Genomic DNA, 23915 nt, shown 5'->3' with positions numbered 1-23915 from the left:
CGGCTCAGGCCGCACGCCGCCGCAACCATCAGTCAGCCCGCATTCAACGCCGAAGTGCCGTCGTAGATGTAGCGGCGCGACCAGGGCAGCGTCTTCGCCGACCTGCCCGCCTTGCGCCCGACGATCTGGTAGATGGCCACGTCGTCGTTCTCGAAGGCATAGGCGCAACCCGCGAGGTAGATACGCCAGATGCGGAACTTCTCCTCGTCGACGAACGCGTGCGCCTTCTCGCTGTTGGCTTCGTAGGCATCGCTCCAGCAGCGCAGCGTTTGCGCGTAGTGGCGGCGCAGGTTCTCCACGTCGAAGGCTTCGAGGCCGCCCTGCTGCATGGCCTGCAGCGCCAGGCTGATGTGCGGCAGTTCGCCGTTGGGGAACACGTAGCGGTCGATGAAGTCGCCGCCGCCGTAAGACACGCCACCGCCCTCGGGGTCGGACGAGGTGATGCCGTGGTTCATGACCACGCCGTCGTCGGCCAGCAGCTCCTGCACGCGCTTGAAGTACGCGGGCAGGTTCTTGCGGCCCACGTGCTCGAACATGCCAACGCTGGTGATGCGGTCGAACTGGCCGGTCACGTCGCGGTAGTCCTGCAGGCGGATCTCGATGCGGTCCTGCAGGCCGGCGGCCTTCACGCGTTCGGTCGCCAGGTCGAACTGGTTCTGCGACAGCGTCACGCCCACGCAGCGCGCGCCGAACTTCTGCGCCGCGCGAATCACCAGCGCGCCCCAGCCGCAGCCGATGTCGAGCAGGGTCTGGCCCGGCTTCAGCTCGATCTTGGTGAGGATGTGGTCGATCTTTTTCAGCTGCGCGGTGGCGAGGTCTTCGTCGCCGTTCTCGAAGTAGGCGCACGAGTAGACCATGTTCGGGTCGAGCCACAGCCGGTAGAAGTCGTTGGAAACGTCGTAGTGGTACTCGATGGACTTCTTGTCCGACGACCTGGTGTGCGCGAAGTAGCGCGCCATTTGCCGCAGCGCGCCGCCGGGCTTGTCCATCGATGTCTTGGCCAGCCCGTAGGCAATGTCGATGACGTCGCTGAGCTTGCCTTCGATGTCGATCTTGCTCTTGACGTAGGCCTCGCCCAGGTTGTCGAGCGTGGGCTGCAGCATCAGCGACAGCGCCGCGGGCGACTTCACGTGCAGCGTGACCGAAGGCCCGCTGAAGGTGCCGAAGTCATAAGACTGGCCGTCCCACAAGGTGAGCCGCGCAGGCAGGTTGGCGCGTGCACGAACGGCGGCGCTCCACTGCGCCAGCTTCTTTTCCCAAAGCATGCATTTCTCCGTGTTGTTTGGTTCTCCCGATCACATGAACGGGCTGCTGCAGCGAACAAAACAATAGCGAAATTTTGCAAAACCTGCATGGTCGGGACGACGCAAGAAATTGCAGCAAGTGCTACAAGGCGGCCGGCCCACCGCAAGCGAACGCTCAGGCCGCTTCCATCGACTCCGCCCCCATCGCATCGTTGCCCGCCTCGCCGAGCCAGCGGCGCTTGTCGCGCAGCGGCGGCGCGCCGAACATGCGGCCGTACTCGCGCGCGAACTGCGACGGGCTTTCATAGCCCACGTTGTGCGCGGCGCTCGCCACGTCGGCGCCGGCAATCAGCATCTGGCGGCGCGCCTCCTGCAGGCGCAGCTGCTTCTGGTACTGCAGCGGGCTCATCGCGGTAACGGCCTTGAAGTGATGGTGAAACGACGACACGCTCATGTGCACCGCCCGCGCCATGTCTTCCACCCGCAACGACTGCGCGTAGTTGACGCGCAGCGCGCTGATGGCCTTGGCGATGCGCTGGGTGTGGCTGTCCTGCAGCGCGATCTGCCGCAGCCGCGCACCTTCGCCGTTCACCAGCAGGCGGTACATGATCTCGCGCTTGATGAGCGGCGCCATGATCGGCACGTCTTCCGGCGTGTCGAGCAGACGCAGCAGGCGCAGCACCGGCTCAAGCACCGGCATGGCGATGCGGTTGACGTACATGCCGCGCGAGGCCGGCGCGTTGGCCTTGGCCGGCAGCTTCTCGTCACCGATGAGGTCGCCGATTTCGTCGAGGGCCAGCTCCAGCCGCACGCCGAGGTACGGCTCCTTCTCGCTCGTCACGCACACCTGGCCGCACACCGGCAGGTCGACCGAGGTGACGAGGTAGTGCATGGGGTCGTACACGTAGATGTCGTCGCCCACGATGATCCGCTTGGAGCCTTGTGCAATGAGGCCCAGCGCCGGCGACGCAAAGCCGTGCTTGGGACCTTCGGGCTTGCTGATGCAGAACACCTGCAGGCCGGGCACGGCGGTGATGACGGTACCGTCCTGCCCCTGGGTGATGTGCTCGATCAGCGCCACCAGTTCCTTGCGGGCTTCGTCGAGTTCGGGTTCCAGCGGCATCGGCTGGGCGATGACGGCGGCGATTTCGGGTGTTTCGTCGGACATGTTCGGGGCCTTGTCGCGGTGGGAGGCCAGGAAATGGCCACCATGGAGGATTGAGCGGTTTTGTAGCTTAGCGCGCCTCCCTTGGATTCGCACCTGCCGGCGGGGAGGTCTGGAGAATCAGGCAAATACTTTGCAGGAACGCGCTCGCCACGCCGGGGGCGGCAGCCGGATACTTTTTGCAGTCGCCCGGGCTTTCCGGCCCTTTCGGCCTCCCTCGGGCGCCTCCACCGCAAAGGATTCCTCCATGCAATACCGCAAATTCGGCCGCACCGGCCTTTTCGTTTCCGAGCTGTGCCTCGGCACCATGACTTTCGGCGGCTCCTCCGGCATCTGGGGCCAGATCGGCAACCTGCAGCAGTCCGAGGCCGAAGGGCTGATCGGCAAGGCCATGGACGCCGGCATCAACTTCATCGACACGGCGGACGTGTACTCCGACGGCCAGTCAGAAATCATCACCGGCCAGGCGCTGAAGAACCTCAAGGCGCCGCGCGACAGCTTCGTGCTCGCCACCAAGGTTCTGGGCGAAACCGGCAGCAAGGGTGTCAACTCGGCCGGCGCCTCGCGTTTTCACATCATGGATGGCGTGAAAGCCAGCCTGCAGCGCCTGCAGCTCGACCACATCGACCTGTACCAGATCCATGGTTTCGACCCGGCCACGCCCATCGAGGAAACCGTGCACGCGCTGGACAACCTCGTGCGCCAGGGCCACGTGCGCTACGTGGGCGTGTCGAACTGGGCGGCCTGGCAGATCGCGAAGGCGCTGGGCATCGCCGAGCGCGACCGGCTGGCGCGCTTCGAATCGCTGCAGGCCTACTACACCATCGCCGGACGCGACCTGGAGCGCGAGCTGGCGCCGATGCTGCGCAGCGAGAACGTCGGGCTGATGGTCTGGAGCCCGCTCGCGGGCGGCCTGCTGAGCGGCAAGTTCGGCCGCAATACCGAAGCGGAAAAAGGCAGCCGCCGCACCACCTTCGATTTTCCGCCGGTGAACGTCGAGCGCGCCTACGACTGCATCGACGTGATGCGCCAGCTGGCCGAAGCGCGCAAGGTGTCGGTCGCGCAGATCGCGCTGGCCTGGCTGCTGCACCAGCAGGTGGTGACCAGCGTGATCATCGGCGCCAAGCGCGCCGAGCAGTTGGACGACAACATCGCCGCCACGGCCATCAAGCTCACGGCCGATGAACTCGCCACGCTGGACAAGGTGAGCGCGCTGCCGGCCGAGTACCCGGGCTGGATGCTGGAACGCCAGGGCGGCGTGCGCGGCAAGCGGCTGGTGGAATCAAACCAGCGCGGCTGAGAGCGTCTCCGACGACGCAGCGCGACGCGCGGCATGCGCCGCCGTCGCACGCAGTGCGCGCAGGTCGATGTGGCGGGCAGCGCTGGCCGCATCGGGGTGTTCGAGGTGCGGCACGATGCCGAGCAAGGGCGCACCGAGACGCGCGCGCAGCGTCTGCAGATTGGCCTGCGGCGCGAGCATCGACGGATCGACCACGCTCGCCACCCAGCCGGCCAGCACGAGGCCTCGCGCGCGAATCGCCTCGGCGCTCAGCAGCGCATGGTTGAGGCAACCCAGCCGCAGCCCGACCACGAGGATCACAGGCAGGCCCAGCGCCACAGCGAGATCGGCACTATCGAGGTCGTCGCCGAAAGGCACGCAGAAGCCGCCCACGCCTTCGACCACCACCGCATCGGCACGCGCCGACAGTTCCGCGAAGGCCGAGAGCATCGGCTGCAGCGCGATGTGCACATCCTCTTCCCTTGCCGCCAGGTGCGGCGACATCGGCGCGCGCAACAGGTACGGGCAGCGCAGCGCCAGCGGTGCATCGACGTTGCCGGCCGCGTGCAACTGCTCCACGTCTTCGTTGCGCCATTCGCCATTCATGTCTTCCAGCCCCGCGGCCACCGGCTTCATGCCGACCGCGCGCAGGCCAGAGCCGGCCAGCAGGCTCAGCATGGCGCTGCTGACCAGCGTCTTGCCGATGCCCGTGTCGGTGCCGGTCACGAACCAGGCCCGGCGCGTCATGCGGCTTCCTTCAAAGGCTGCGCGAGGGCTTCGCCCAACGCATCGACCAGCCGCGTGACATCGGCCTCGCTGTGGCTGGCCGACAGCGCGATGCGCAACCGCGCCGTGCCGGCGGGCACGGTCGGCGGGCGGATCGCGCCGACGCGCAGGCCGCGCGCATCGAGCTGTGCCATGACTCGCATCGCGCGTGCGTTGTCGCCGACGATCAGCGGCTGGATTGCGGTGGGTGACTCCGGCAGCCACGCGCTTCTATCTGCTAGCAGCACTTCCTTCAGGCCGCGACGCAACTGCGCGATGCGGGCCAGCAACTGTGCACGGCGTTCCGCGCCCTCCTCGCCCTCGATCAGCGTCAGGCTCGCGAGCAGCGCATGTGCGACGGCCGGCGGCGCGGCGGTGGTGAAGATGTACGGCCGCGCGCGCTGCACCAGGTAGTCGATGACGGTACGGTGCGCCGCTACGAAAGCGCCCGACACGCCAGCCGCCTTGCCCAACGTGCCCACCAGAACCAGTCGCTCCGAGCGCAGGCCCATGGCTTCGGGCACGCCGCGCCCCGTGTCGCCCAGCACGCCGAAGCCGTGCGCGTCGTCGATCACCAGCCAGGCGTCGTGCCGCTCGGCCAGTGCGAGCAGCTCGGCAACCGGCGCGATGTGGCCGTCCATGCTGAACACGGCATCGCTCACGATGAGCTTGACCGGCGCGTCGCAAGCGGCGAGTTGCGCATCGAGCGCGGCCACGTCGCAATGTGGATAGCGCTCGACGCGCGCCTTGGCCAGCCGCGCGCCGTCGATCAGCGAGGCATGGTTGAGCGACTCCGAGAAGATGACGGCCTCCGCTCCGCCGAGCGCGGACAGCACCGCGAGGTTGGCCATGTAGCCGGTGCAGAAGAACAGGCTCTGCGCCTCGGGAATGAAAGGCGCCATCCAGCCGGCCAGCCGCTCTTCGAGCTGTGCGTGGGCGCGCGAGTGGCCGAGGATCAGGTGCGAACCGCCGCTGCCGGTGCCATACAGCGCAGCGCCTTCGGCCCATGCCTTCGCCAATGTGGGATGCGCGGCGAGGCCGAGATAGTCGTTGCTGCTGAAGCCGAGCATGGTGCGCGGAGCGGTCGCGCCGGCCAGCGTCAGGGTCTGTTCGGGTGCGCAGGCGGTTTCGGCGATCTGCCGGCGGCGGCGCAGCGACTGGGCGTCGAGCGCGTGGATCTCGCGCTGCAGGCGGTCAAGCAAGCGCGACATCGCGGGCTCCTTCCTTTGAACTCGTGGCCATGACGGCTTTCAGCGTGGCCAGCGTGCCGTCGACCAGCTGGTCGATCTCGCCGTCGTTGATCGCATATGGCGGCATGAGGTAAACGGTGTTGCCGATAGGCCGCATCAGCAGCCCCTGCGCACGCGCCGCCATGTGGAAGCGCTCGGCAAAGCGCGCGCCCGGCTCGCGCACGTCGAAGGCCGTGATCATTCCCCGCTGCCGCGGGTGATCGACCGGCTGGCCCTCGAGCCCGTCGTGCAGTCGCTGCAGCAGGCGCGCCGCCCGGCTGCGGTTGCGCTGCAGCGCGTCTTCTCTCTTGAACAGGTCCAGCGTGGCCACCGCCGCGCGGCAGGCCAGCGCGTTGCCGGTGTACGAATGCGAATGCAGAAAGCTGCGCGCCACGTCGTCGTCGACAAAGCCTTCGTAGATGGCGTCACGCGTCATCACCAGCGCCAGCGGCAGGTAGCCGCCGCTGATGCCCTTCGAGAGACACAGGAAGTCGGGCCAGATGCCGGCCTGCTCGCACGCGAAGAAGCTGCCGGTTCGGCCGCAGCCCACCGCGATCTCGTCGGCGATGAGGTGAACTTGGTAGCGGTCGCACAAGGCGCGCACGAGCCGCAGGTATTCGGGGTCGTGCATCGCCATGCCGGTGGCGCATTGCACCAGCGGCTCGACGATCACGGCGGCGATGGTGTGGTGCTGTTCGGCCAGCAGAGCTTCGAGTTCGGCTGCGGCGCGGCGGGCGACGGCGGCCGCGTCTTCGCCTGTTCGGGCGTTGCGTGCATCAGGTGAAGCAACGAGGTGCGCATTCGCGAGCAAGGGGGCGTAGGCGTCGCGGAACACCGGCACGTCGGTCACGTGCAGGGCGCCGAGCGTTTCGCCGTGGTAGCCCTGCTTCAGCGCGACGAAGCGCTGCTTGCCGCCACGGCCCGCATTGCGCCAGGCGTGGAAGCTCATCTTCAGCGCGATCTCCACCGCAGAAGCGCCATCGGAGGCATAGAAGCAATGGCCCAGCGCGTGCCCCGTCAGCGCGGACAGGCGCTCGGCCAGTTCCACAGCCGGGGCATGCGTGCAGCCCGCGAGCATCACGTGCGACAGCTTGTCGAGCTGGTCTTTCAGCGCGGCATTGAGCGCGGGGTGTGCGTGGCCGAAAAGGTTGACCCACCACGAGCTGGTGGCGTCGAGGTAGCGGCGGTCTTCATGGTCGAAAAGCCAGACCCCCTCGCCTCGCGCGATGGGCAACGGCGGCACCGCTTCGAGGCGAATGCTCTGCGTGCACGGATGCCAGACATGGCGCCGGCTGCGTTGCTGCAAAGCGGCATTGGGAGATGAGGAAGAAGCAGTCGTAGAAGGCACCCGCGCATTCCTTTCGTGAGGGCAAGGCGCGGGATCGTATCGATGGGTTCACCGTGCGGCAAACCGCTGGACGGCTTGCGAAATGACGGACGAATCAGCGCCGTTTGCAGGCGTAGAAGCCGCGTTCGGAGCAACGTCAACGAACAAGACGGCTTCTCGCGCCCGGGCCGCCATGGCGGGAAAACGCAAGTTGTCCGGCTGCCGCCAGAAACATGTCACGAATGTCCGGTTTTAGCGACTTCGCGGCCTGAGACCCGGATATCGGACAGCATATTGGCGGGTTTCAGCGGTCCGGACTCTTCTTCACCAGCGCGGAGATGTACTCACCCAATGAAATCGCGCCGCGCTCCGGCTTGTCGGGCGGTTCGTAGTGCTGGTCCAGCGTGACGCGCGTCATGGCCGCGTACGACCTGGCGGCAGCGTCGGAAAAGCCCAGCGACTTGAACGCCTTCTCCCATTGCTCTCGCGGCGTCTCGACCACCTCCACCGGTCGCCCCAGCGCTTGCGAGAAAGCCCTCGCCACGTCGCCCGCCGAATAGTGCTCCGGCCCCTCAACGTGATGCGGCCCCGAGGACTCGGGCGGACCCAGCATCAGCTTGGCGGCGAACTGGCCGAGATCGTGCGGCGCCACCATCGGCAACCTGAAGTCGGCGGGGTACATGCTGTACACCTTGCCTTCCTCACGCGCGGTCTTGAGCGAGGCGTCCCAGTTGCTCATGTAGTAGGCGGCGCGAATGGCGCTGAACGGCGTCGGGCCGGCGCGCAATGCTTGCTCCATGTCGTACAGCACGCCCAGGTCGCCCAGGCCCTCACCGGGCTGCGCGCCGTAGGTCGACTCGGCGACTATCTTCTCGAGCCTGCAGCCTTCGAGCGCCGAGAGAATGGCGCGCAGGCTCCTGTGCTCTTCGGCCACCGTGTCGGTCGAGGGCGCTGCCGGCGGGTTCAACACGAACAACCGATGGCCGCCCTTGAACACGCGGTGCAGCGCATGCGTGTCGAACACGTCGACCACGGCCACGTGCGCGCCCTTGGTTCGCAGGGCTTCGGCCTTGTGCGCATCGCGCGTCACCACTGTCACCGGCTCGCTGCGCGCGAGCAGGTCTTGCGCCAGGGCCGAGCCGACGTGGCCCGTCGCTCCCAGAATGATGTGCATCGTCGGCTCCGTGTCAGCCGCGCTTTTCGGTGTTGCGCCTGCGCGTGGCGGCGGCCTTCATCGCGGAAGCCGAGCGTGCGGCCGCCGGGCGATGCGCGGCGGCAGCACCACCCATGCGCCCACCCTTGCGTGCCGGCGCATAGTTCTCGACCTTGCCGCGCCCGGAGCCCGACTTCTTGCCGCCGCCGGTCTCGGCATTCACCGTGGCCCAGGCGCGACGCTCGGCTTCGGCCTTGCCCACGCCGCGGTGTTCGTAGCCTTCCTCGATGTGCTCGGCCTGTCGCTTCTGCTTGTCCGTGTAGGACGACTTGTCGCCTCTTGGCATGGCATTGCTCCTGCTCGATGAGAAGCCTTCATGCTGGGCGCGCGAGGCGCGCCGTGGGTCGGAGAACGCACGCGCTGCGCGTCAGCCTTGTCTGTCGTGCGTGTCAGGAGCCCGGCTTCATGCGGCGCAGGTGGGCCAGCATCTCCTCGCGGACCACTCCGGTGATGTGGCTGCGCCGCCCGTTCTCCAGCATGCCCAGCCGCCGCGCGATCGGCCGGCCGGGCAGCTGCAGCACGCACAGCGCGGGGTCGCTTTCCCAGTCGAAATTTTTCAGCAGCGGCGCCATGGTGAAGCCCACGTTCTTGCGCACGAGCTCCGCAATGGCCAGCAGCGAGTTGAGCTCCAGGAACTCTTTCGGCACCAGCTGCAGCCGCCGCAGGATGCGGTCGATGCGCGCGCCGGTCGGCGTGCGCCGGTCGAAGCGGATGAAGGGCTGGCTGGCGAACAGGCTCGCAATGCTCGTGTCGGGCGCGGCGATGCCCGAGTTGGCGATGACGGTGAGCGTCTCGTCGTAGCACGGCGTCCACAGCAGGCCCGGCACCTCGGGCCATTGCCGCTCGACGACCACGGCCGCGTCGAGCTCGCCGCTCACCACGTCCTGCATCAGCTGAGTCTGCTCGCGCACGCGCAGTTCGACTTCGAGGTTCGGATGCAGCGACTTGAGCTGCGCCAGCGTGCTCGACAGCAAGCCCATGGCCGAGATCAGCGAGCCGAGCTTGATGGTGCCGGCGATCTGCCGCTGGTCTTGCAGGTCGCGCCGCATCGACTCGTATTGCGCCAGCAGCTCTTCGGCGCGCGGCAGCAGCAGATGGCCCGCGGGGCTCAGCACCATGGTGCGGCCGGTCTTGTCGAACAGCGTCTTCTTCATTTCCGCTTCGAGCGCGCGCATCTGCTGGCCCACGGCGGCCTGCGTCAGCGCGACCTGGTCGGCAGCCGCGGCAAAGGAGCCGCCACGGGCGGCGGCCACGAAGGTGCGAAGAAAGCGGATGCTGCTCATGGCGTGTTGCGTGCCGCGTTGAAAGGAAAAGAATTTATTTACTAATTCTAAATAATTTTTAAATTTATTTTTTCCTGTACCTGCCAAAGAATGCGGGCCATGGTCATTGCCCTAGCGCCTTCAGGCGGCAGGCCGATGACAGGAACACACCAGCCCCTTTCACCTCATGACCACCCCTGAATACTTTCCCCTCGTCGATGTTTCCGGCACGCCGCATGCGCGCGGCCTGCAGCACGGCCGCGCCGTGCCCGAGCGCGTGGCCGGTGGCGTGGCGCTCTACCGCGCCCAGCTCGGCCGCCGCGGCCTGGACGACGCCACCATCCGCCACCTGGCGCAGTCGATGCTGCCGTTGATCGAGGCCTACGACGCGAGCTATCTCGAGGAGATGCGCGGCATCGCCGAAGGCGCGGGCGTACCGCTCGCAGACATCGTGATGCTCAACTGCCGCACCGAGATGCTCTTCGGCTATGCCGACATGAAGCGCCCCGCCGAAGCTTCGGCCGACGCGGCACCCTCCGAAGACGGCGACTGCACCGGCCTCGTCGTGCTGCCCGCGCGCTCGGCCACCGGCCGCCTGATGCACGCCCACAACTGGGACTGGCGCCAGGAATGCGTGGACACCGGCATCGTGCTGCGCATCCGCAATGCAGGTGGCCCCGACATGCTCACCTTCACCGAAGCCGGCGCGCTGGCCCGGCACGGCTTCAACAGCAACGGCGTGTCGCTCACCGGTAATTCGCTGACCTGCCATGAAGACTTCCAGAAAGGCGCCGGCGTGCCGCTGGTGCTGCTGCGCCGACGTGTACTGGAGGCCACCAACCTCGCGCAGGCAATGAAGACCATCTGGGCCTCGAAGCGCTACTGCGCCAACAACATGATCCTGGCGCAGTCCAGCGGCAACGATGGCTCGGGCATCAGCCTGGAGACCTCGCCCGGCGAGATCTTCTGGACGCTGCCCGAAAACGACCTGCTCGTGCATGCCAACCACTGGATGTCGCCCTCGGCCGTCATCAAGCTGCGCGACCCGGGCCTGCCGCAGCGCCCTGACAGCATCTACCGCCAGCACCGCGTGGAGAACGCCCTGCGCCGCGTGGAGGGCCGCATCGACTGGACCGACGTGAAGGCCGCGCTCGCCGACGAATTCGGCAAGCCCGACGGCGTGCTGCGCACCCCGAAGCCGGCCGACTTCAGCAGCATCTCGGCCACCGTCGCCACCACGCTCATGGACGCGGCCAACCGCGTGATGTGGGTCGCGCGCAAGCCTTACGAGGCCCGCAATTTCCAGGAATACACGCTTTAATCGCCCCGCTCCCATGACCCAGAACACTTCCACCGAAGCCCCCACCGCCCTGGCCGACCAGCGCGCCCGCTCCATCTACGACCTGGGCCCCAGCACCATCTACGCCTCGCGCAGCGACCCGCGCTTTTCTTACTGCACCTACGTGCCCGAGCACATCGGCAAGCCCGGCGCGCGGCCGATGCAGCTGGTGGTGGTGATGCACGGTACCGGCCGCGGCTTCGTCAACTACCGCGAGGCCTTCAGCGGCTTCGCCAAGTGGAACGACTGCATCGTGCTGTGCCCGCTGTTCCCGGCCGGCGTGCGCGGCGACGGCAATCGCGACGGCTTCAAGCACCTGATCGAGGCCGACATCCACTACGACCGCATCCTGCTCGACATGGTGGCCGAGGTGGGAGAGAAGTTCGGCTGCGACTTCAGCCAGTTCGCGCTCTTCGGCTACTCGGGCGGCGGCCAGTTCGCCAATCGCTTCGCAATGCTGCACCCCGAGCGGCTGTGGGCCGTGTCCATCGGCGCGCCCGGCTCGGTCACGCTGATCGACCCCGAGCAAGGCTGGTGGGTGGGCACGAAAGATTTTGCCGGCCGCTTCGGCAAGCCGATGAACCTCGAAGCCCTGCGCCGCGTGCCGGTCCACATGATTGCCGGCAAGGCCGACATCGAGACCTGGGAGATCACGCACCGCGAAGGCGGCAAGTACTACATGCCCGGCGCCAACGATGCCGGCCGCACCCGGCCCGAGCGGCTGGAAACGCTGCGCCGCTCCTTCGAGGCGGCGGGCGTGAAGGTCACTTTCGACCTGCTCGACAACGTGCCGCACAACGGCCTGGCCTGCGTGGGCCACGTGCAGGACTTCTTCGCCGACGCACTGCATGCGCTGCGCGAGCCGCGCGCCGCATAACAAGGAAGACGGCTCATGTTCCGTTTCGCAGCGTCCCGCATCGCCATGGCGATACCCACACTTCTCATCGTGGCGGTGTCGGTATTCGTGCTGATACGGCTGATTCCCGGGGACCCCGCGCAGTTGCTGCTGGGCGACCTCGCCACGCCGGCCAGCCTGGCCGAGCTGCGTGCCCGCCTCGGGCTCGACCGCTCGCTGCCGGCGCAGTTCGGCATCTGGTTCGGCCACGTGCTGCAGGGCGACCTGGGCACCTCGATCAACAGCGGGCAGGACGTGCTCTCGCTGGTGACCGACCGCTTTCTCATCAGCGGCCGCATCGTGCTGGTGGCCGTGGCGCTGGCCGCAATGGTGGCGGTGCCCGCCGGCATGATCGCCGCGTGGAAGCAGAACCGCGCGCCCGACCTGCTGCTGGTCGGCACGGCCACGTTGCTGGTCTCCATTCCGACCTTCTGGCTGGGCCTGCTGTTGCTGCTGCTGTTCGGCCTGAAGCTGGGCTGGCTGCCGGTGGTGGGCTACGTGGGCATCGCCGAAGACTGGAAGAACGGCCTGCTCTACCTGGTGCTGCCGGTGCTCACGCTGTTCCTGCACGAGATCGGCGTGCTCATGCGCATGGCGCGCGCCAGCACGCTCGAAGTGCTGCGGCTGGACTACATCACGCATGCGCGCGCCAAGGGCCTGTCGGAGCGCGCGGTGTTGATGCGTCATGCCTTCAAGAACGCCTTCGGGCCTACGTGGACGCTCATCGGCCTGGTGCTGGGCAACCTGCTCGGCGGCATCGCGGTGGTGGAAACAGTGTTCACCATTCCCGGGCTGGGCCGGCTGCTGGTCGATGCGATCTTCGCGCGCGACTACCCGGTGATACAGGGCTGCCTGCTGTTCGTGGCGGTTATCTACGTGGTGGTGAACCTCGTCATCGACCTTTGCTACCCCTTCTTCGACCCGAGAGTCGCCGTCGAATGAGCACGATGAAACGCAAGAAGCGCATTCCCCTCAACGCCTTGATCGGCATCGTCATCGTCGGTTTGATCGCGGCCGCGGCGCTCGTCAGCCTCGTGTGGACGCCGCACGATCCGCTGCGCATCAACTTCGGCTCGCGCCTGAAGCTGCCGGGCGGCGCCTTCCTGCTGGGCACCGACGAATTCGGCCGCGACGAACTCTCCCGCCTCATGGCCGGCGCCGCCACCAGCGTGTGGATCGCAGTGTTGACTGTCGGCTTCTCGATCGTGGTGGGCAGCATCGTCGGCGTGCTGACGGGCTTTCTGCGTGGCTGGACCGACCGCATCGTGATGGCCTTCAACAACGCACTGCTGGCCTTCCCCGGCCTGCTGCTGGCGCTGGGCCTGCTCGCGGTGGTGGGTGCGAACCAGTACGGCATCATCCTGGCGCTCGGGCTGGCCTACACGCCATCGGTGACGCGCATCGTGCGCGGCACGGTGCTGTCGCTGCGCGAAAAGGAATTCATCGAATCCTCGCGCGTGCTGGGCAACTCCGAGCTCTACACCATGGTGCGCCACGTGCTGCCCAACTGCACCGCGCCGCTGACGGTGCTGGCCACTTCGATGTTCGGCTGGGTCATATTGGCCGAGAGCGCGCTGTCGTTCCTCGGCCTTGGCGTGCCGCCGCCGGCGCCCACCTGGGGCAACATGCTCGCCTCGGCCCGCCCGTTCATGGCGCAGGCCAGCTACCTCTCGATTCTTCCGGGCCTGTGCATCGCACTGACGCTGCTGGGCATCAACCTGCTGGGCGACGCGGTGCGCGACTGGCTCGATCCGCGCATGAAGGGCGTGCAATGACGACCACAACAAACGGCCCGCTGGTCAGCGTGGAAGGGCTGACGCTCGCCGTCGGCATGGGCGGGCGCGAGATCGTGCGCAACGTGTCCTTCGACATCGCCCCGGGCGAGATGGTCGGCATCGTGGGCGAATCGGGCAGCGGCAAGACTCAGGCGGCGCGCGCCATCATGGGCCTCACGCCTCCGCCGCTGGTGCGCACGGCCGGGCGCATCCTGTTCGAGGGCGAAGACCTGGCGCTGGCCAAGCCGGCGCGGCTGCGCGAGCTGCGTGGAGCGCGCGTGGGCATGGTGTTCCAGGAGCCGATGACTTCGCTGAACCCGTCGATGACCATCGGCAAGCAGCTCGGCGAGGCGCTGGCGCTGCACCGGCGCGAGCTGCCTGCGGCCGCGCGACAGGCGCGCATTCTCGACATGCTGGCGCGCGTCGGCATCCGCGAGCCCAAGGGCGCCCTCGATGCATGGCCGCACGAGTTCTCGGGCGGCATGCGCCAGCGGATGATGCTGGCCTCGGTGATGCTGCTGGAGCCCGCGCTGCTGATTGCCGATGAGCCGACCACCGCGCTCGACGCCGTGGTGCAGCGCGACGTGCTGGAACTCATGGTGGGCCTTACGCGCGAACACAACACGGCCGTGCTGATGATCAGCCACGACCTGCCGATGGTGGCGCGCTTCACGCAACGCATGGTCGTGATGCGGCACGGCGAGGTGAAGGAAACCGGCCGCACCGACGACATGCTCGAACAGCCTAAGCACGAATACACGCGCGAGCTGCTGCAGGCCATGCCGCGCCGCCTGCCCGCGCGGCAGGTGGCCGACGAGGCTCCGGTCGTCGAAGTGCGCAACCTGGTGGTCGACTACGCGGGCCACCGCCGCCTGTTCACCAAGGCTGTACCCAAGCGCGCGCTGCACGGCATCGACCTGGTGGTGCGCCCGCGCGAGGTGGTCGCGGTGGTCGGCGGCTCGGGCTCGGGCAAGACCACGCTGGGCCGCACCATCGCCGGGCTGCTCAAGCCCAGCGGTGGCGACATCCTGTTCCGCGGCCGACCCATCCTGCGCTCCGATGCGGGGTGGTCCGACTACCGGCTGCAGTGCCAGATGGTGTTCCAGGACCCGTATGCCTCGCTCGATCCGCGCATGACCATCGACCAGCTGGTGGGCGAAGGCCTGCGGCTCATCAAGGGCATGTCAGCGGCCGACAAGGCGCGCCGCGTGCAGGAAGTGCTAGACGAGGTCGGGCTGGGCACGTCCTTCGCGTCGCGGTATGCGCACGAGCTCTCGGGCGGCCAGCGCCAGCGCGTGGCGATCGCGCGCGCCATCGTGCGACGGCCGGCTTTCGTGATTGCCGACGAACCGGTGTCGGCACTCGACGTGACGGTGCGCGCGCAGGTGCTGGAGCTGTTCGCCGAGCTGCAGAAGCGCCACGGCTTCTCGTGTCTTTTCATCAGCCACGACCTCGGCGTGGTCGAGCAGGTCGCCGACCGCGTGATCGTGATGCAGGACGGCCGCATCGTCGAACAGGGCCCGCGCGATGCAGTGTTCGACGCGCCGCAACAGGACTACACGCGCAAGCTGCTGTCGGCCATCCCGGCGCTGGAGCCGACCGCCGGCGGCGGTGTGCGGCTGCGCTGGCGCTTCGGCGCCGAAACGCCGGCCTTCGCCTGATTTTTCTTTTTGCAATCGCACCGCAGGAGTCCTTCATGCCCCGCTTCACCTTCCGCCACGCTGCCATCGCCGCTGCCTGCCTAGCCGCCTCGGGCGCCTTCGCCCAGACCACCGTCACGGTGGCCCAGCCCGCGGACATCCGCTCCACCAACCCCGGCGTGAACCGCGACAACACCACCGACGGCGTGGTGCTGAACATCGTCGAAGGGCTGGTCGGCTACCGCATGGACGGCAGCGTGGGCCCGCTGCTGGCGCAGTCGGTCGACGTGTCGAAGGATGGTCTGACCTACACCTTCAAGCTGCGCAAGGGCGTGAAGTTCCACAACGACGCACCAATGACCTCGGCCGATGTGGCGTGGAACTGGAAGCGCTACATGGACCCGAAGACCGACTGGCGCTGCACCAGCGAGTACGACGGCCGCAACGGCCTGAAGGTGGTCGAGACCGCAACGCCCGACGACAGCACCTTCGTGATGAAGATCAACAAGCCCTCGGCCGTGTTCCTCGACACGCTCGCGCGCACCGACTGCGGCATGACGGCCATCCTGCACAAGAGCTCGGTGAAGGCCGACGGCAGCTGGGACAAGCCCGTGGGCACCGGCCCCTTCAAGTTCGGCGAGTGGAAGCGCGGCGAATACGTCACGGTCACGGCTTTCAAGGGCTACACCTCGCCGGCCGGCGCCACCAAGTCAGACGGCTACACCGGCCTGAAGGCGCCGCTGGTGGACACGGTGAAGTTCCTCGTCGTACCCGACGCGGCCACCGCGGCGGCCGGCTTGAAGTCGGGCGCCATCGATGCGGGCCAGATCACGTCGAGCGATGCGCAGGAGCTGAAGAACGACCGCAACCTCGTGGTGCAGGCGCCGCCCGAGGCCATCAAGAACGTGCTGCTGATCCAGACGCGCGACCCGCAGTTGAAGAACCAGAAACTGCGCCAGGCCATCGCGGCCTCGCTCGACATCGAGCAGATCGTGGCGGCCGCCTCCGAAGGGCTGGGCTCGGTCAACAACTCGGCCATCCACAAGGGCTCGGCCTTCTACAGCGCCGCGCAGAAAAAGGGCTGGCACTACGACCCCGCGCAGGCCGCCAAGCTGCTGCGCGAAGCCGGCTACAAGGGCGAGAAGATCACCATCCAGACCAACAAGCGCGCCCATGTGCCCAGCTATACGGTGGCGGTGCTGGCGCAGGCCATGATGCAGGCGGTGGGCATCAACGCGCAGATCGAGGTGCTCGAATGGGCCACACAGCTCGACCGCTACAACAGCGGCAACTACCAGATGAGCTCGTTCAGCTACTCCTCCCGCCTCGACCCGGCGCTGAGCTACGAACAGTTCTCGGGCCCGAAGGACAAGCAGGCGCGCAAGGTGTGGGAAGACCCGCAGGCGCTGAAGCTGATCGACGACAGCTTCGCCGAGTCTGACCCGAAGAAGCGCCAGGCCCTTTTCGACCAGATCCATGCGCTGATGATCCAGCAGGTGCCGATGGTGATGCTGTTCAACGGCCTCGACGCCTGGGCGGTGCGCAAGCGCATCAGCGGGTTTGCGGTGTGGGAAGGCAAGCCGCGCATGTGGGGCGTTTCAGCTGCTGCTGCGCGCAGCTAGCCGAGCGCTAGGCCGTCAGGACCTTCGCGAGGTCCGCCTTCAAGGACGTGGCCCGTTCCGGCGCGCGCGCCAGCCCGGCATCGACCAGGGCCTGCGCTCGTGCCCGATCGCCCAGGTGCACCGCGATCCGCGCGAGATGCAAAGCCGTTCGCGCATGGATCTGGTTCGGGTCGGTCTCGCGCAGCATCTGCTCGAAGCTTTGCGGGTAGCTGCCATGCCGTGCAAAGAAAGCGCGCCCCGGGCCCGCCCATTCGCTCACGATGAACTCGACGTTCTCTTCCGCCTGCTCTTTCGTCGCGCCATAGGCCCATCCGAAAGCGGCGCCGGGCGGCGGCTCCATCCGGTCGCGAAACACGCAATGCGATTCCTCCAGCGCATCGGGCGCCACCTGGGCACCGCCTTCGGTCGGCAGGAAGTCGAGATGCGCGCCGAGGTTCAGGTAGCACGCCTTCCCCCCGCTCGCGCCCTGCACGTTGAACACATGGATCAGCGGCCCATCGATGCGCCGCAGCGTCTGGCCCGAACCCTCGAAGCCTTCGGCCTTCAGGACAGGAAAGAGTTTTTGCGTAAGCAGCTTGAGGAAGGTGGTGCGGTTCATGGGGCGCGAATTCTCCGTGTGCGCAAGGTGATGGAATAGCGCAAGGCCTCGGTCGGTGCGATGGCATGTTGCCATGCCCAGCGCGCCGGGCCGCGCAGCAGGTACACGGAGCGCGGCTCGATCAGGAATTCGAGCGTGGCGGGGCCTGAGGCCGGTGTGCCGGGCACGTACGGCCTGAACTGCATCACCGCGTCGCTGCGCAGCGAGACGCCGATGATGTCCTCGAAGTCCGGCACGTCGCGATGCCAACCCAGCGGCGTGCCGGGACGGTACTCGGCAATCAGCATGTGAGTGAGCTCCTCGGGCGCGAAGCCGGCCCATGCGGCCGCCTTCGCGCGCAGCGGATGCAATACTTCAGGCAGCGGCGCGCCGGGCTTGAGGCGGTTGTTCTCGAAGTCGTAGCTGCCGCCGAAGCTGGTGCCGCGCCGCCGTGCCGTGTATTCCTTGTAGCGCATCTCCTTGAGCGGCAGGCCCTGCACGATGTGCAGCAGGTCGGCTTCTTCCTCGGCGGACAGGAAGTCGCGCTCGTAGCGCAGGCCTTCGATGGCGGCCACGGGCGCTTCACCGAACAGGTCCGGCTGGCCTGCGTGTTCGATGCGTCTAGCGGAGCGCATCTTCGTTGCCCCCGGCCAGTTGCACATGCCACCAGCGCGGCAGCAGTTCGCGGATCTCGGCGCGCGCGAAGCGGTCGTCGAGCAGGTGCAGCACGCCGCGGTCTTCCTCGGTGCGGATCACGCGGCCGGCTGCCTGCACCACCTTCTGCAGGCCGGGGTAGAGATAGGTGTACTCGTAGCCCTTGCCGAAGCGCGTCTGCATGCGCTCGCGCGTGATCTCGTTGAGTTCGTTGTATTGCGGCAGGCCCAGGCTGGCGACGAAGGCGCCGATCAGCCGGCTGCCTGGCAGGTCGATGCCCTCGCCGAACGCGCCGCCGAGCACCGCGAAGCCGATGCCCTGCCCGCCCTCCTCGAATCGTGCGATGAAGCCGTGGCGGTCGGCCTCGCGCATGCCGCGCGTCTGCGTCCACACGGGTACGCCGGGGTGTCGCTGCGAGAACGCGGCGCAGGCTTTCTCGAGGTAGTCGAAGCTGCTGAAGAAGGCCAGGTAGTTGCCCGGCAGGCGCTCGAACTGCGCGCCGATGATGTCGGCCACGTTGCGCAGCGACCCCGCGCGGTCGCGAAAGCGCGTCGACACATGCATCGCCACTTCGACGCGCAATTGATGGCTGTCGAAGGGCGAGGCCACATCGAGCAGCGCGGTGTCTTCCGGCAGCCCCAGCGCATCGCGGTAGAAAGCGAAAGGCGACAGCGTGCCCGAGAAGCAGGTGACCGACACCGCATCGCCGAAGCGCGCTTCGAGGAACGGCGCAGGCACGAGATTGCGAATGGCCAGGCTCCGATCCTGCTGCGTGGCCCCCAGCGTGCGCTCGAACACCGAGTGGTCGCCGAAGGCCTCGGCCAGCCGGGCGAAGTGCAGTGCGTCGAAGAAGAAGCGCTGCAGCGGCCCCTGCGAGGCATCGGGCGTGGCCGCGAAATACTCGGCCATGGCGGTGTTGGCTGCCTGCAGGGTTCGCAGGAAACGTTCCGGAATCTCGTCGGCGGTTTCGTAGTCGGCCACCTGCGACTGCTGCACCGCGTCCCACTCGCGAAACAACCGGGCCAGTGGGCCGCGCAATGCAGCGGGCGCCAAGCGATGCGCCTCTTCGAGCGCCGCGCCTTCGAGTTGCGCGGTGTACATGCCGCGCGAGCGCTCCAGCAGGTTGTGGGCCTCGTCCACCAGCACAGCCACGCGCCAGTCGGCGTCGCGCATGGTGGCGTAGAGGAAGGCGCTGCTGTCGAAGTAGTAGTTGTAGTCGCCGACGATGGCATCGGCCCAGTGCGCCATTTCCTGCGCGAGGAAATAGGGACACACCTCGTGCGCGAGCGCGATGTTGCGCAGCGCTTCTCGGTCGAGCCACGCCACCTGCGCGGCCTGCTCGCGCGCGGCGGGCAGGCGGTCGTAGAAGCCCCTGGCGAGTGGGCAGGCATCGCCGTGACAGGCGCGGTCGGGGTATTCGCAGACCTTCTCGCGGGCCGCGAGTTCGAGCACGCGCAGGCGACCCTGTCCCCTGCCCTTGTCGAGCACGCGAAGCGCGTCGAGCGCCACCGGCCGGCCTGAGGTCTTGGCGGTGAGGAAGAAAAGCTTGTCTATCTTGCGCGCCGCGCGGGCCTTGAGCAGCGGGAAGATGGTGGCCAGCGTCTTGCCGATGCCGGTGGGCGCCTGCGTCATCAGGCAACGGCCGCCCACGGCCGCGCGGTAGACGGCTTCGGCCAGTTCGCGCTGGCCGGTGCGAAAGGCGCGGTGCGGAAACTCGAGCTGGCCTAGCGTGGCGTCGAGCGCGGCGCGGTGGCCGGCTTCGCTGTGCGCCCAGGCGCTGTAGCGGCCACACAGCTGCTCGAAGTGCTCCCGCAGCGCTTCGCGGGTGTGGTGCTCTTCGAGCACGGTTTCGTCGCCGGTGGCCAGGTCGAGGTACACCAGCGCCACGGTCATCTCTTCGTGGCCGTTGAGTTCGCACAGCATCCAGCCGTAGGTGCGGGCCTGCGCCCAGTGCAGTGCGCGGTGGTTGCCGCGGATGGCGTCGAAATCGCCGCGGAAGGTCTTGATTTCTTCGACGCGGGATGCGCGGGCCTCGTAGCCGTCGGCCCGGCCGCGCACGCGGACCGCGCCGCAGGTGGCTTCGAGCCCGACCTCGCAGGCGTAGTGCTCGGGATCACGCCGGTGCTGCACCATCGCGTGCCCGGCCATGCCTTCGAGCGCGCTGGGTGCGGGCACGAAGCGCAGGTCGAGGTCGCCCGCCTTCGCGCCGAAGGCGCACAGGGCCTTGACGGAAACTACATGCGCGATCATGGAGGCCGCATCCTGCGGGTTGGAGGGTTCGGGGCCCATCTGGGAATGCTGTATGAATTTACAGTATAGCCACGCCAATACGCCGTTTGCGGTTTCCCTATCCGCATCAAGACCGTGACGGGGCCTTCTCCGACAGGGCGTCTTCGATTTATCGACAAAACTTGACAAGTTTTGCCTACAACTGCGACCGATGAACACTCCCACCGCGATCGACCCCGACGACTTCGAGCGCCTGCTCAGCCGGAACATCAAGCTGCCCCTGATCGGCGGCGTGTTCGGCGCCGTGGTGTTCGTGGGGTTGATCCTGTTCCTGCTCAACACCATCGGCTGGGTCGAGCACACCGACCGTGTCACCCGCGCCGCCAGCGAGTTGCAGCGCCGCACCATCGACATGGAAACCGGCGTGCGCGGCTTCCTGATCACCGGTGAGCGGAGCTTTCTGGAGCCCTATCAAAGCGCCCTGACCCGCCTCAAGGGCGATACGGTCGGGCTGCGCAACCTTGTGTCGGACAACCCCCAGCAGGTGGAGCGCATCGATCGCCTCGCCACGCTGCAGACAGCCTGGCTCGAATTTGCCAACGGCATGATTGCCGCGCGCGACGCCAGCAGCGGCACGCAGACCGCCATGCGCCTCGGCGACGAAAAGCGGCTGATGGACGACATGCGCGCCGAGTTCACCGCCTTCATGGAGACCGAGCAGGCCCTGCGCTTCCAGCGCAACAACGCGGCCAACAGCACTGCCTGGTGGGTCGTCGGGCTGTTCCTGCTGTTCACCTTGAGCTTCACCGGGTTGATGGCCTACTTCGGGCGGCGCCAGCTGGTGCTGCTGTCCGACAGCTACGACGTGGTGCTGAAGGAACAAGCTGCGCACGCCGAACGGCTCGCTCACGAGGCCTGGTTGCGCAACGCGCAGACCGGGCTGGTGGGCGAGCTGGTCGGCGAACTCAGCGCGCCGGACATGGGCCGCAAGGTGCTCGCGTTCTTCTCGCGCTACCTGGGCGCCTCGGTTGGCGCCATGTACGTGCGTGAGCGCCATGGCCCGCTGCGCCGGGCGGCGAGCTACGGCTTTTCGAGCGCGGCCGAGGCCACGCCGCAGGTTTTCTCCCCTACCGAAAGCCTGGTGGGCCAGGCGGCTGCCGAGCGCCGGCGCATGCTGATCGACCCGGTCGATGCCGACTACCTGAAGGTCAACTCGGGCCTTGGCGAGATGGCGCCCAAGGCCGTGCTGCTGGTACCCGTTGCAAGCAGCGGCATGGTCAACGGCGTGGTCGAGCTCGGCCTGCCAGGCGCGCTGGACGACCGCGGCAGCCAGTTGATCGACCTGGTGGCCGACGACATCGGCACCTCGCTGGCGGCAGCGCGCTACCGCGAGCAGCTGCAGGAGGTGCTCGGCGAAACCCAGCAGCTCAACGAGGAACTGCAGGTGCAGCAGGAAGAGCTGCGCACCGCCAATGAAGAACTGGAAGAACAGTCGCGCGCCTTGCGCGCCTCGCAGGCCATGCTGGAGAACCAGCAGGCCGAACTGGAGCAGACCAACAGCCAGCTCTCCGAACGCACCGAGGCACTGGACCAGCGCAACACCGCGCTGCGCCGCGTGCAGCGCGACCTCGAAGACCGCGCCGACGAACTGCAGCGCGCAAGCCGCTACAAGTCGGAATTTCTCGCCAACATGTCGCACGAGCTGCGCACGCCGCTCAACAGCGCGCTCATCCTCGCCAAGCTGCTGGGCGACAACCCGCAGGGCAATCTCTCCCCGGAGCAGGTGAAGTTCGCGGAGTCGATCTACTCGTCGGGCAACGATCTGCTGGTGCTGATCAACGACATCCTCGACATCGCGAAGGTCGAGGCCGGCAAGCTCGAAGTGGTGCCCGAAGACGTCACGCTCGCCAAGCTGGGCCGCAGCCTGGAGAGCACGTTCAGTCCGCTTGCGATGCAGAAGAACCTGAGCTTCAGGCTCGAAGTGCGGCCCGATGCACCGGCCTCGCTGGTCACCGACCGGCAGCGGGTCGAGCAGATCCTGAAGAACCTGCTGTCGAACGCGATCAAGTTCACCGAGCGCGGCGAAGTGGCGCTGACCGTCTCGCCGGCCGCGGACGGTGGCGCCGCTTTTGCGGTGTCCGACTCGGGCATCGGCATCGATCCGCAGAAGCACGAGCTGATCTTCGAAGCCTTTCGCCAGGCCGACGGCACCACCAGCCGGCGCTACGGCGGCACCGGACTGGGCCTGTCGATCTCGCGCGACCTCACGCAGCTGCTGGGCGGCACGCTCACGGTGCAGAGCGAGCCGGGCCAGGGCAGCACCTTCGTCCTGCAACTTCCGGCAAAGGCACCACAGGCTTCGCCGGCAGCGCTTCAGCCATCGGCGGTCTACACGCCCCGGCCCGCGCAGGCGCCATCCGTTGCCTCGCTGGCGCCGAAGCCCCCTGCCCCGGTGCCCGCACCGCAGTTCGCCGACGACCGCTCCATCCCGCGCGACCAGGTGCGCCGCGTGCTCGTGATCGAGGACGAGCCGCAGTTCGCGCACATCCTCTACGACCTTGCGCACGAGCTGGGCTATCGCTGCCTGGTGGCGCACGGCGCGGCCGACGGCTTCGAACTGGCCACGCAGTTCCTGCCCGACGCGATCCTGCTCGACATGCGCCTGCCCGACAGCACCGGCCTCGACGTGCTGCAGCGGCTGAAGGATTCGCCGCACACGCGCCACATTCCGATCCACGTGGTGTCCGCCGCCGAAGGCGTACAGGGCGCGGCGCTGCAGATGGGCGCCATCGGCTATGCGCTGAAGCCGGCCACGCGCGACGAACTGATGAAGGTGTTCGGCCGGCTGGAAGAAAAGCTCACGCAGAAGGTCAAGGTCGTGCTGCTGGTGGAAGACGACGAGCTGCAGCGCGAGAGCGTCATCAGGCTGATCGGCGACGACGACATCGAGATCGTTGCCGTCGGCTCCGGCGAAGAAGCGCTGGAGCTGCTGCGCACCCGCGTGTTCGACTGCATGATCACCGACCTGAAGCTGCCCGACATGCAGGGCAGCGAGCTGCTCAAGGCCATGGCGGCGGAAGAAATCGTGTCGTTCCCGCCGGTCATCGTCTACACCGGGCGCAACCTCACGCGCGACGAAGAAGCCGAGCTGCAGCGCTACTCGCGCTCGATCATCATCAAGGGCGCGCGCTCGCCCGAACGCCTGCTCGACGAAGTGACGCTGTTCCTGCACAAGGTGGAGGCCGAGCTTTCGAGCGAGCGCCGGGGCATGCTGAAGACGGCGCGCGGGCGCGACCGCATCTTCGAGGGCCGCACCATCCTGCTGGTGGACGACGACGTGCGCAACATCTTCGCGCTGACCAGCGCGCTGGAGCAGCGTGGCGCCATCGTGGAGATCGGCCGCAACGGCCGCGAGGCGCTGGCGCGGCTCGACCAGGTGAGCGAGATCGACCTCGTGCTGATGGACGTGATGATGCCGGAGATGGACGGCCTGGAAGCCACGCGCCGCCTGCGCGGCGACCCACGCTTCGAGAAGATGCCGGTGATCGCCATCACCGCCAAGGCCACCAAGGACGACCGCGAGCAATGCCTTGCCGCCGGCGCCAACGACTACCTTGCCAAGCCGGTGGACCTGGAGCGCCTGTTCTCGCTGCTGCGCGTGTGGATGCCGAAGATGGAGCGCCTGTGACAACACGCCACG

19 protein-coding genes are annotated in these 23915 nt (G+C 67.4%); 8 read left to right on the top strand and 11 right to left on the bottom strand.

Going from position 1 to position 23915, the window contains the following annotated elements; translation table 11 throughout:
- Positions 1 to 32 precede the first annotated feature (32 nt).
- Together BLV60_RS12670 and BLV60_RS12665 are read right to left on the bottom strand one after the other, a co-directional pair.
- The gene (locus BLV60_RS12670) at positions 33 to 1265 is read right to left on the bottom strand and encodes an SAM-dependent methyltransferase (protein ID WP_093054885.1); all 1233 of its coding nucleotides are present in this window, start codon (positions 1263 to 1265) and stop codon (positions 33 to 35) included.
- Between the two features lie 154 nt (positions 1266 to 1419).
- Positions 1420 to 2412, bottom strand: a complete 993-nt coding sequence (locus BLV60_RS12665; RefSeq protein WP_093054883.1) for an AraC family transcriptional regulator — start codon at positions 2410 to 2412, stop codon at positions 1420 to 1422.
- A 244-nt stretch (positions 2413 to 2656) separates the two neighbouring features.
- Between BLV60_RS12665 and BLV60_RS12660 the strand changes: the two genes are divergently transcribed.
- A complete protein-coding gene (locus BLV60_RS12660) occupies positions 2657 to 3709 on the top strand; it encodes an aldo/keto reductase (RefSeq protein WP_093054881.1) in 1053 nt (350 codons plus the stop codon).
- On the opposite strand, the gene bioD is transcribed toward BLV60_RS12660, so the two are convergent.
- The 6 genes from bioD to BLV60_RS12630 form a co-directional block, all read right to left on the bottom strand.
- On the bottom strand, positions 3692 to 4435 hold the full coding sequence (bioD, locus tag BLV60_RS12655; protein ID WP_093054879.1) for a dethiobiotin synthase: 744 nt from the start codon (positions 4433 to 4435) through the stop codon (positions 3692 to 3694). The genes BLV60_RS12660 and bioD overlap by 18 nt on opposite strands.
- Positions 4432 to 5664, bottom strand: coding sequence for an 8-amino-7-oxononanoate synthase (gene bioF / locus BLV60_RS12650; RefSeq protein ID WP_093054877.1), 1233 nt, complete (start codon positions 5662 to 5664; stop codon positions 4432 to 4434). The genes bioD and bioF overlap by 4 nt, the downstream gene beginning before the upstream one ends.
- On the bottom strand, positions 5648 to 7030 hold the full coding sequence (bioA, locus tag BLV60_RS12645) for an adenosylmethionine--8-amino-7-oxononanoate transaminase (protein WP_093054875.1): 1383 nt from the start codon (positions 7028 to 7030) through the stop codon (positions 5648 to 5650). The genes bioF and bioA overlap by 17 nt, the downstream gene beginning before the upstream one ends.
- Positions 7031 to 7313: 283 nt before the next feature.
- Positions 7314 to 8183 (bottom strand): NmrA family NAD(P)-binding protein, encoded by an 870-nt coding sequence (locus BLV60_RS12640; RefSeq protein ID WP_093054874.1) that lies wholly within the window; start codon positions 8181 to 8183, stop codon positions 7314 to 7316.
- Between the two features lie 13 nt (positions 8184 to 8196).
- On the bottom strand, positions 8197 to 8508 hold the full coding sequence (locus BLV60_RS12635) for a plasmid stabilization protein (protein ID WP_093054872.1): 312 nt from the start codon (positions 8506 to 8508) through the stop codon (positions 8197 to 8199).
- Between the two features lie 103 nt (positions 8509 to 8611).
- Positions 8612 to 9505, bottom strand: a complete 894-nt coding sequence (locus BLV60_RS12630) for a LysR substrate-binding domain-containing protein (protein ID WP_093054870.1) — start codon at positions 9503 to 9505, stop codon at positions 8612 to 8614.
- 166 nt (positions 9506 to 9671) lie between these two features.
- Between BLV60_RS12630 and BLV60_RS12625 the strand changes: the two genes are divergently transcribed.
- From BLV60_RS12625 to BLV60_RS12600, 6 genes are read left to right on the top strand one after another with little or no spacing between them, the layout of a single operon-like run.
- Positions 9672 to 10805 (top strand): C45 family autoproteolytic acyltransferase/hydrolase, encoded by a 1134-nt coding sequence (locus BLV60_RS12625; protein WP_093054868.1) that lies wholly within the window; start codon positions 9672 to 9674, stop codon positions 10803 to 10805.
- Between the two features lie 13 nt (positions 10806 to 10818).
- Positions 10819 to 11700 (top strand): alpha/beta hydrolase family protein, encoded by an 882-nt coding sequence (locus BLV60_RS12620; RefSeq protein ID WP_093054866.1) that lies wholly within the window; start codon positions 10819 to 10821, stop codon positions 11698 to 11700.
- A gap of 15 nt (positions 11701 to 11715) precedes the next feature.
- Positions 11716 to 12660 (top strand): ABC transporter permease, encoded by a 945-nt coding sequence (locus tag BLV60_RS12615; RefSeq protein WP_093054864.1) that lies wholly within the window; start codon positions 11716 to 11718, stop codon positions 12658 to 12660.
- Positions 12661 to 12665: 5 nt separating this feature from the next.
- A complete protein-coding gene (locus BLV60_RS12610; protein WP_093054950.1) occupies positions 12666 to 13493 on the top strand; it encodes an ABC transporter permease in 828 nt (275 codons plus the stop codon).
- Complete coding sequence (locus tag BLV60_RS12605; protein ID WP_093054862.1) at positions 13490 to 15154, top strand: ABC transporter ATP-binding protein; 1665 nt, start codon at positions 13490 to 13492, stop codon at positions 15152 to 15154. The genes BLV60_RS12610 and BLV60_RS12605 overlap by 4 nt, the downstream gene beginning before the upstream one ends.
- A 35-nt stretch (positions 15155 to 15189) precedes the next feature.
- A complete protein-coding gene (locus tag BLV60_RS12600) occupies positions 15190 to 16755 on the top strand; it encodes an ABC transporter substrate-binding protein (protein WP_093054860.1) in 1566 nt (521 codons plus the stop codon).
- 7 nt (positions 16756 to 16762) lie between these two features.
- On the opposite strand, the gene BLV60_RS12595 is transcribed toward BLV60_RS12600, so the two are convergent.
- Genes BLV60_RS12595 through BLV60_RS12585 form a run of 3 tightly spaced genes read right to left on the bottom strand, consistent with a single transcriptional unit; the run spans position 16763 to position 20236 of the window.
- Positions 16763 to 17353: a DUF4304 domain-containing protein gene (locus BLV60_RS12595; protein ID WP_093054858.1), complete on the bottom strand. Its 591-nt coding sequence runs from the start codon at positions 17351 to 17353 to the stop codon at positions 16763 to 16765.
- Complete coding sequence (locus BLV60_RS12590) at positions 17350 to 17967, bottom strand: alpha-ketoglutarate-dependent dioxygenase AlkB (protein WP_093054855.1); 618 nt, start codon at positions 17965 to 17967, stop codon at positions 17350 to 17352. The genes BLV60_RS12595 and BLV60_RS12590 overlap by 4 nt, the downstream gene beginning before the upstream one ends.
- The gene (locus tag BLV60_RS12585; protein ID WP_256329011.1) at positions 17954 to 20236 is read right to left on the bottom strand and encodes an ATP-dependent DNA helicase; all 2283 of its coding nucleotides are present in this window, start codon (positions 20234 to 20236) and stop codon (positions 17954 to 17956) included. The genes BLV60_RS12590 and BLV60_RS12585 overlap by 14 nt, the downstream gene beginning before the upstream one ends.
- 190 nt (positions 20237 to 20426) lie before the next feature.
- Here BLV60_RS12585 and BLV60_RS12580 point away from each other — a divergent pair, with 190 nt between their 5' ends.
- A complete protein-coding gene (locus BLV60_RS12580) occupies positions 20427 to 23903 on the top strand; it encodes a response regulator (protein ID WP_093054851.1) in 3477 nt (1158 codons plus the stop codon).
- Positions 23904 to 23915 lie beyond the last annotated feature (12 nt).

Origin of the sequence: Variovorax sp. YR634, assembly GCF_900106655.1 — a bacterium.
In the GTDB taxonomy this organism is placed as follows: domain Bacteria; phylum Pseudomonadota; class Gammaproteobacteria; order Burkholderiales; family Burkholderiaceae_C; genus Variovorax.
Note: the sequence above shows the minus strand (reverse complement) of the source record. Positions and strands in the feature narration are given on the sequence as shown.

What these genes read in the sequence shown, in the direction of transcription:
- BLV60_RS12670 (WP_093054885.1), bottom strand. Translation starts at nt 1,265, where the DNA reads ATGCTTTGGGAAAAGAAGCTGGCGCAGTGGAGCGCCGCCGTTCGTGCA.
- BLV60_RS12665 (WP_093054883.1), bottom strand. Translation starts at nt 2,412, where the DNA reads ATGTCCGACGAAACACCCGAAATCGCCGCCGTCATCGCCCAGCCGATG.
- BLV60_RS12660 (WP_093054881.1), top strand. Translation starts at nt 2,657, where the DNA reads ATGCAATACCGCAAATTCGGCCGCACCGGCCTTTTCGTTTCCGAGCTG.
- bioD (WP_093054879.1), bottom strand. Translation starts at nt 4,435, where the DNA reads ATGACGCGCCGGGCCTGGTTCGTGACCGGCACCGACACGGGCATCGGC.
- bioF (WP_093054877.1), bottom strand. Translation starts at nt 5,664, where the DNA reads ATGTCGCGCTTGCTTGACCGCCTGCAGCGCGAGATCCACGCGCTCGAC.
- BLV60_RS12640 (WP_093054874.1), bottom strand. Translation starts at nt 8,183, where the DNA reads ATGCACATCATTCTGGGAGCGACGGGCCACGTCGGCTCGGCCCTGGCG.
- BLV60_RS12635 (WP_093054872.1), bottom strand. Translation starts at nt 8,508, where the DNA reads ATGCCAAGAGGCGACAAGTCGTCCTACACGGACAAGCAGAAGCGACAG.
- BLV60_RS12630 (WP_093054870.1), bottom strand. Translation starts at nt 9,505, where the DNA reads ATGAGCAGCATCCGCTTTCTTCGCACCTTCGTGGCCGCCGCCCGTGGC.
- BLV60_RS12625 (WP_093054868.1), top strand. Translation starts at nt 9,672, where the DNA reads ATGACCACCCCTGAATACTTTCCCCTCGTCGATGTTTCCGGCACGCCG.
- BLV60_RS12620 (WP_093054866.1), top strand. Translation starts at nt 10,819, where the DNA reads ATGACCCAGAACACTTCCACCGAAGCCCCCACCGCCCTGGCCGACCAG.
- BLV60_RS12615 (WP_093054864.1), top strand. Translation starts at nt 11,716, where the DNA reads ATGTTCCGTTTCGCAGCGTCCCGCATCGCCATGGCGATACCCACACTT.
- BLV60_RS12610 (WP_093054950.1), top strand. Translation starts at nt 12,666, where the DNA reads ATGAAACGCAAGAAGCGCATTCCCCTCAACGCCTTGATCGGCATCGTC.
- BLV60_RS12605 (WP_093054862.1), top strand. Translation starts at nt 13,490, where the DNA reads ATGACGACCACAACAAACGGCCCGCTGGTCAGCGTGGAAGGGCTGACG.
- BLV60_RS12600 (WP_093054860.1), top strand. Translation starts at nt 15,190, where the DNA reads ATGCCCCGCTTCACCTTCCGCCACGCTGCCATCGCCGCTGCCTGCCTA.
- BLV60_RS12595 (WP_093054858.1), bottom strand. Translation starts at nt 17,353, where the DNA reads ATGAACCGCACCACCTTCCTCAAGCTGCTTACGCAAAAACTCTTTCCT.
- BLV60_RS12590 (WP_093054855.1), bottom strand. Translation starts at nt 17,967, where the DNA reads ATGCGCTCCGCTAGACGCATCGAACACGCAGGCCAGCCGGACCTGTTC.
- BLV60_RS12585 (WP_256329011.1), bottom strand. Translation starts at nt 20,236, where the DNA reads ATGATCGCGCATGTAGTTTCCGTCAAGGCCCTGTGCGCCTTCGGCGCG.
- BLV60_RS12580 (WP_093054851.1), top strand. Translation starts at nt 20,427, where the DNA reads ATGAACACTCCCACCGCGATCGACCCCGACGACTTCGAGCGCCTGCTC.